General features: G+C 73.1%; 6 protein-coding genes. All 6 read right to left on the reverse strand.

Annotated features, from left to right (window positions below; translation table 11 throughout):
- Positions 1-148 precede the first annotated feature (148 nt).
- The 6 genes from ABZS51_RS41925 to ABZS51_RS41950 are packed head-to-tail and all read right to left on the reverse strand — an operon-like array spanning position 149 to position 6,501.
- Entirely contained in the window at positions 149-1,354 is a 1,206-nt protein-coding gene (locus tag ABZS51_RS41925; RefSeq protein ID WP_310711015.1) for an ADP-ribosylglycohydrolase family protein, read from the reverse strand.
- Positions 1,351-2,313 carry an ADP-ribosylglycohydrolase family protein gene (locus tag ABZS51_RS41930; protein ID WP_355453712.1) on the reverse strand — a complete coding sequence of 321 codons (963 nt, stop codon included), beginning with the start codon at positions 2,311-2,313 and terminating at the stop codon, positions 1,351-1,353. Before ABZS51_RS41930 ends, ABZS51_RS41925 begins: the two co-directional genes overlap by 4 nt.
- A gap of 5 nt (positions 2,314-2,318) precedes the next feature.
- Positions 2,319-3,500: an ADP-ribosylglycohydrolase family protein gene (locus tag ABZS51_RS41935; RefSeq protein WP_355453715.1), complete on the reverse strand. Its 1,182-nt coding sequence runs from the start codon at positions 3,498-3,500 to the stop codon at positions 2,319-2,321.
- Positions 3,497-4,810: a sugar ABC transporter substrate-binding protein gene (locus ABZS51_RS41940; protein WP_310711018.1), complete on the reverse strand. Its 1,314-nt coding sequence runs from the start codon at positions 4,808-4,810 to the stop codon at positions 3,497-3,499. The genes ABZS51_RS41935 and ABZS51_RS41940 overlap by 4 nt, the downstream gene beginning before the upstream one ends.
- A 12-nt stretch (positions 4,811-4,822) precedes the next feature.
- Entirely contained in the window at positions 4,823-5,671 is an 849-nt protein-coding gene (locus ABZS51_RS41945) for a carbohydrate ABC transporter permease (protein WP_310711019.1), read from the reverse strand.
- Positions 5,668-6,501 carry a sugar ABC transporter permease gene (locus tag ABZS51_RS41950; protein ID WP_355453720.1) on the reverse strand — a complete coding sequence of 278 codons (834 nt, stop codon included), beginning with the start codon at positions 6,499-6,501 and terminating at the stop codon, positions 5,668-5,670. Before ABZS51_RS41950 ends, ABZS51_RS41945 begins: the two co-directional genes overlap by 4 nt.
- Between the last annotated feature and the right edge of the window lie 134 nt (positions 6,502-6,635).

The following is a 6,635-nucleotide window of genomic DNA, read 5'->3' on the forward strand; positions in this document are numbered from 1 at the left end:
GGCTCGGACGCGCCGGCGCGGGGCGGCGCGTCGTGGCCGCCCGCCTCGCGCCACCGGGCGGCGATGTCCCGCACGTCCCTGCCGTCCTCGGCGGCCTGGCGCAGCTCGTGCCCCACCAGGTCCTCGGGCTGCACCCAGGTGAGACGGATCACGCGCCGCCCTCCCCGGCGTCGCCCGCCTCGCTCGCGATCAGGGCGGCGAAGTCGCTCTCGTGGGCGCGGCGGCGGGCCTGGTCGTCGGCGTGGACGCGCCGCGCCACCCCGGCGATCGCCCGCCCCGGCTCCACCAGGTCCGTACGGCTGGCCCGCCCGATCTCCTCGACCCACTCCGCCGGCACCGAGGCGAGCCCGCCGAGCGCGCCCGCGATGGCGCCGCCCATGGAGGCGATGGAGTCGGCGTCGCGCCCGTAGTTGACGCCCCCGATCACCGTCTCCCGGAAGTCGCCCTTGCCCACCACGAGGAACCCCAGGGCGAGCGGCAGCTCCTCGATGCTGTGCACCCGGCTCGGCCGGCGCGCCCCGAGCCCCTGGTCGCGGTAGGTGTCGGCGACGGTGTCGTAGGGCCGCATCGCGGCGCGCAGCGTCTCGAACGACCCCTCCCAGTGCCCGAGCCCGCGCGCCGCCTCGCAGACCGCCTCGATGGCGGCCCGGGTGCCGTCCTTGGCCAGCCGCAGGCACACGGCCACCACCGAGTCGGGGGTGGCGCCCGGCCGCATCGCCTCGGCGACCGCGGCGGCCATCACGCCCGCGGCCTCGCGGCCGTAGCTGGACTGGTGGGCGCCGGTGAGGTCGATCGCCTCGGCGTAGGCGGCGTCGGGGTCGGCTGCGTTGACGACGCCGACCGGCGCCACGTACATGGCGGCGCCGCAGTTGACGATGTTGCCGACGCCGGCCTCGCGCGGGTCGACGTGGCCGTAGTGCAGGCGCGTGACGATCCACTTCTCGGCGAGGAAGATCCGGTGCAGCGGCAGCGCCTCCGCCTCCAGCTCGGGGATCCAGCGCCGCTCCCCCATCAGCTCGGGCACCAGGTGCTCGGCCATCGCGTACGCGTCCAGGTGGCCCCGGACCTTCTCGTAGACGCGGATGAGCGCGTGCGTCATCAGGGTGTCGTCGGTGATGTGGCCGTCGCCCTTGTGGTACGGGGCGATGGGGCGGGCGTTGCGCCAGTCCTCGTTGAACGGCGGCACGATGCCCTCGACCGGCCCGCCGTACCGCTGCGTGATCTGCTCCGGCGTCCAGCCCTCCGTGGCGCCGCCCAGCGCGTCGCCCACCGCCGCTCCCGCCACGCAGCCCATTGCCTTGTCGGTGAGCGGGTCTGCGGGCCGGCCTGCGGGCTGGTCTGCGAGCGGCGTCATGCGAGTTCCTCCGTGAGTTCGATGAGATCTGTTCCCGCCAGGCTCGGCAGGCAACAGCCGGCCAGCGTGCGGGCCGAGGCGGTCCACCCCTCCGGGATCGCCTCGTACCCGCCGCAGGCCCCCGTGATGGCGCCGGTCAGCGCGGGCGCCGAGTCGGCCAGCGGCGCCAGGCAGGCGGCGGCGGGCACGGCCCGGTCGAGCGCGCCGCCCGACACCTCGGCGAGCGCCAGCGCGACGGGTACCGTCAGGGCGGCGCCCACCGCGTAGCTGTAGACGTGGTCGAGCAGGGCGGCGTCGAGCGCGGGCACGGCGGCGAACGGGTCGCCGGCCGCGCGCGCCGCCTTCAGCGCGAGACGCGCGTTGTGCCCGATCGCCGTGTCCTCGGGCAGGACGTCCAGCGCGGCGCGGACGGCGTCCCCGGCGGACCCGGTCGCGACCGCGGCGGCCACGGCGGCGGCCATGGCGAGCGCGCCGAGCACGCCGTCGCCGGCGTTGGTGACCCGGGCGTCCTCGCCGGGGTCACGGCCCAGCGCGCCGAAGGCGACGGCCCGCACGGCGGCGGCGTCGTCGAAATGGTGCGGGTTGTCGTGGCCGCTGGCGGGCGGCTCGACGCCCCGGGCGAGATTGTCCAGCGCGGTGGCCACCGAGATGCGCGCCCGTACCTCGGGGCCCAGCTCGCGGAACGCCTCGGCGCGCGGCCGGTCGATCGTGAGCGCCGTCCAGGCCAGCCATTCGGCGTCGTCGGACGGGCCGAGCGCGAGCGGGGCGACGGGCTGGTTCAGCGCGAACGGCACGGGCAGCGTGGTGACCCGGTGCTCCTCGGCGAACGCGTCGAGCTCGCGGTGGAGGCGTCTGCTCCACGGGGCGTGCAGGGCGGAGCGGTGCCGGCCGGCGGGCCAGCCCGCGGCATCACCGACGGCGAGCCCGACGAAGGCCCCCCGGATTCTGTCCCCCGACATGGTCTCTACAGTCCTTTCGCCGTACGGTCCGGGCGGTCGGCCGGTTCCCCGGCCGGTCGGGCCGCGGGCCGGGCGGACAGGTGGCCGGCGAGTTCGTCGGCGAGTTCGTCGGCGACGGTCAGGACGTGCCTGCCGGCCACCACGGGCAGGCAGGTGCCCGCGACCGGGCCGACGCGGGCGGCCCACCGCCGGGGTACGCCGGCCTCGCCCTGCCCCGCGCCGGCGATCGCGCCGGCGATGGCGCCGATGGTGTCGGCGTCGCGGCCCAGGCCCACGGCGAACGTCACGGACGCCTCCACGTCGCCCCCGCCCGCCAGGTAGGCGGCCAGGGCGAGCGCCACGGCCTCGGGCGCGACGTCGGTCCACGGGTAGTGCCGGACCACGACGGCCTCGTGCAGCGCCTCCACCAGCGCCGCCTCCCGACGGTCCGGATCGCTGTCCGACTCATCGGCCGAGCCGGCGCTCGCATCGCGGTCCGTTTCGCGGTCCGTTTCGCGGTCCGTGACGCGGTCCGTTTCGCGGTCCGTGACGCGGTCCGTGACGCGGTCCGTTTCGCGGTCCGTGACGCGGTCGAGGACGGCGACCGCGCGCTCGATGGCGCGGGCCGTCCAGGAGTCCGGCGGCACCACCGACAGCGCCGCCGCCACCACCTCGCGTGGCGGCAGCCCCGCCATGGCGGCGGCCACCGCGCCCGCGACGGCCCGCCCGCCGAGGATGCCCTCGCCGGACTGGCTCACCCGGCCGTCCTCCTCCACGAGCCGCGCCGCCTCGGCCGGGTCGCCCGGGCAGAAGATCCCGTACGGCGCGGCCCGCATGGCGAGCCCGTCCGACCAGCCGTGCTGGTGGACCAGGCCGGTCATCGGCGGTTCGAGGCCGCGGCGCAGCGCCTCGACGGTCCCCAGCTCGGAGAACCCGGCCCCGCGCATGGGGCCGGCGATCCGCGGCAGCACCTCGGCCCGGTAGGCGGCGGCCACGGCGGCCGAGGTCAGGCCGTGCCCGTGCCGCACCAGCAGGGAGGCGGCGAAGATGGCGTACTCGGTGTCGTCGGTGCCGCCGCGTTCGATCTCGGTGAGCCTGCCCCAGCGCCGCCGGATCTCCGACGGCGTGAGGTTCTCGGCGGGCGCCCCGAGGGCGTCGCCGGCCGCGAGGCCGAGCAGACACCCCCGGGCCCGGTCGCGATACGTCACTTCTGGTACCGCTCCAGCACCTTGTTGCCGTCCTCGACGAGCTTCTTCGCCACGTCGTCGATGGTGATCTTGTTGGCGAAGTACTCCTGGAGCGCCGGCGTCGCCACCTTGCTCTTCCACTCGTCGAACCCGTTGACCTTGAGGAACGGCGCGACGACGAGGTTCTTGGCCGAGGCCGTGGCCACGTCCCAGCCGTTCTCCTTGGTCGTCATCGACGGGTCGGCGGCGGCCTTGACGGACGTCGGCAGCAGCCAGTCGCCCTTGGCGAGCTTGGCCTGGTTGTCCGGGTTGAGGAAGAAGGAGATGAACTTCAGCGCCTCGTCCGGGTGCTTGCTGTCCTGCGACACCGAGAGGGTCTGGGAGACCGCGCCCTGGTCGGAGGTGGTGCCCTTCAGCGGCGGCAGCGTCACCCAGTCGAAGCCCTTCGGCGCCTGCTCGGCGACCTGCTGGCGCAGGTACACGCCGGCGGGCAGCAGGGCGAACTTGCCGGCGTAGAAGGCGGGCAGCGGGTCGGCCGTGCCCTGGCCGAGCGCCGCCGGGTCGGCCGACTTGTCCTTGTAGAGCTGGTCGTGGATGCGCTGGAGGACCTGCTTCTCCTCCGGGCCGACCTTGACGGTGGTCTTGCCGTCGGCGGTCTGGAAGAACGTGCCGCCGAAGTTCAGCGCCAGGTTGAGGGTCTTGTTGACCGGCGACTTCATCGGCCACGCCACGCCGAACGCGCCGCCCTTGGTCATCTTCTTGCTCGCCTCGGCGAACTCGTCCCACGTCCACGGGTTGTCGGGGGTGGGGATGCGCACGCCGGCGCCGTCGAGGAGCTTCTTGTTGGCGATGATGACCTGCGACTCCTGCAGGAACGGCACGCCGTACACGCCCTGCTTGCCCTTGCCGTCATCGAAGGTGACGGTGTCCCACGACTTCTGCGGGATGTCGCTCTTCAGCTCGGCGGGCAGCTTGTCCGACAGGTCGAGCAGATAGCCGTCGGAGGAGAAGCCGGACAGCGCGGGCGAGTCGTTGTGGATGACGTCCGGCGCGGTTCCGCCCGCGAACTGGGTGACGAGCTGGTCGTTGACGTTGTCCCAGCTGCCCTGGACGTAGGTGACCTGGATCTTGGGGTTGGCCTTGTTCCACTCGTCGACGATCTGCTTGTTGGCGGCGACCGACTCCTTCTGCCAGGCCAGGCTGAGGAAGTTGAGCTTGACCGGCTCACTGGGCTCGGCCGCGGAGCCGCCCTTGTCGCCGCTGCCGCCGCTGCCGCAGCCGGCGGCCAGCGCGACGATCGCTGCCGCCGCCAAAGCGGACTTCATACGCATGAGAGCCTCCTACTAGCCCTTGACGGCGCCGGCCATCAGACCGGACTTCAGTCGCCGCTGGATGATTGCGAAAAAGATCAGGCTCGGGATGGTCGCCATGAGCGACGCCGCGGCCAGCGGGCCGAGCCGGGCCACTCCCTCCGGACCGGTGAAGCGCACCAGCGTCAGGGGGAGCGTCATCACGTCGGGGTCCTGCAGGACCACGAGCGCGAAGAGGAACTCGTTCCACGACGAGATGAACGAGAACAGCAGCGTCGCCACCACGCCAGGGGCGAGCAGCGGCGCCACCACGCGGGCGATGGTGGTGATCCGCCCGGCGCCGTCCACGGCCGCGGCCTCCTCCAGCTCGGCCGGGACCGCGCGCACGTACCCCTGGAGCATCCACAGCGCGAACGGCAGCGTGAACGTCACGTGCACGACCACCAGGCCGGGCAGCGTGTTCACCAGCTCCAGGTCCCGCAGGATCATGAACAGCGGGATGATGATGAGGATGAACGGGAAGACCTGGCTGACCAGCACCCACCCGATGGCGATCCGGTTGACCAGGCCGCGGTAGCGGGCCATCGCGTAGGCGGCGGGCAGCGAGATCAGCACCGTGACGAGGCTGCTGGCCAGTGCCACGACCAGGCTGCGGGTGGCCGCGCCGACGAGGTCCTGCTCACCGAACGCGTCGGCGAAGTTGGCCAGCGTCGGGTCCCGCGGGATCCACGTCGGGTCGGCCAGCGCCATCTCGCGCGGCGTCTTCAGCGCCGTGGACAGCAGCCACAGCAGCGGGAACGCCAGGAAGACGACGTAGGCGAGCAGGGCGAGGTACTGCGGGACGCGGCGCACCCCGGCGGCCGCTCCGCGGGTGGTGGTCACTTGGCCTCCCTCATCTGGCGCCACAGGTACACGCCGAGCACCGCGAGCACGACGACGGCCATCGCGAGGCCGAGCATCGAGGCGTAGCCGGCGAACCGGTACCGGAACGCCTCCTCGTAGGCGAACAGCATCGGCAGCCGCGTCTGGCCACCCGGCCCGCCCTGGGTGAGCACGTAAACCAGTCCGAACTGGTTGATGTTCCACACGAAGTCGAGCGAGGTGATGGCCACGATGACGGGCTTGAGCTGGGGCAGCGTGATGTTCCAGAACTTGCGCCAGCGGCCCGCCCCGTCCACCTCCACGGCCTCGTACAGCTCTCTCGGGACGCTCTGCAGGCCCGCGAGCAGCACGACGGTCGTCTGCGGCATGCCGGTCCAGACGCCGACCACGATGATCGCCGGCAGGGCGAACGAGAAGTCGGCCAGCCAGTTGACGTGGGTGCCGAGCAGGCTGTTCAGGATGCCGGCGTCGGGGTGGTAGACGAGCTTCCACATGAGGCCGATGACCACCGGCGGCATCGCCCACGGCACCACCGCCAGCACCCGGGCCACTCCCCGGAACCTGAGGTCCTGGTTGAGCAGCAACGCCAGGCCCAGGGCGGCGAGGAACTGCAGACCGGTCACCGAGATCGACCAGATCATGCCGATCCGGAACGACGACCAGAAGTCCTCGGCGGTCAGCAGCTCGGTGAGGTTCTCCAGGCCGACGAAGCTCGTCTCGTGGTTGCGGGTGTTGCGCGCGTCGGTGAACGCCAGCCCGATGCCGTACAGCAGCGGGCCCACGCTGAACAGCAGGACCGGCACGAGCGCGGGCAGCATGAGCACCCACATCTCGCGGGTCTGCCCGTACCGCGTACCTGCTGACCGGCGACCGGCACGCGGCCGAGGACCTGGTGCAGTCGGCCCTGGCCATGCGCGCCCGCGGCGTCGAGCGCGGCTCTCCGCTCGTCGGCCCTGGCCTGCGC

Origin of the sequence: Nonomuraea sp. NPDC005501 (genome assembly GCF_040605905.1) — a bacterium.
Classification (GTDB): Bacteria; Actinomycetota; Actinomycetes; order Streptosporangiales; family Streptosporangiaceae; genus Nonomuraea.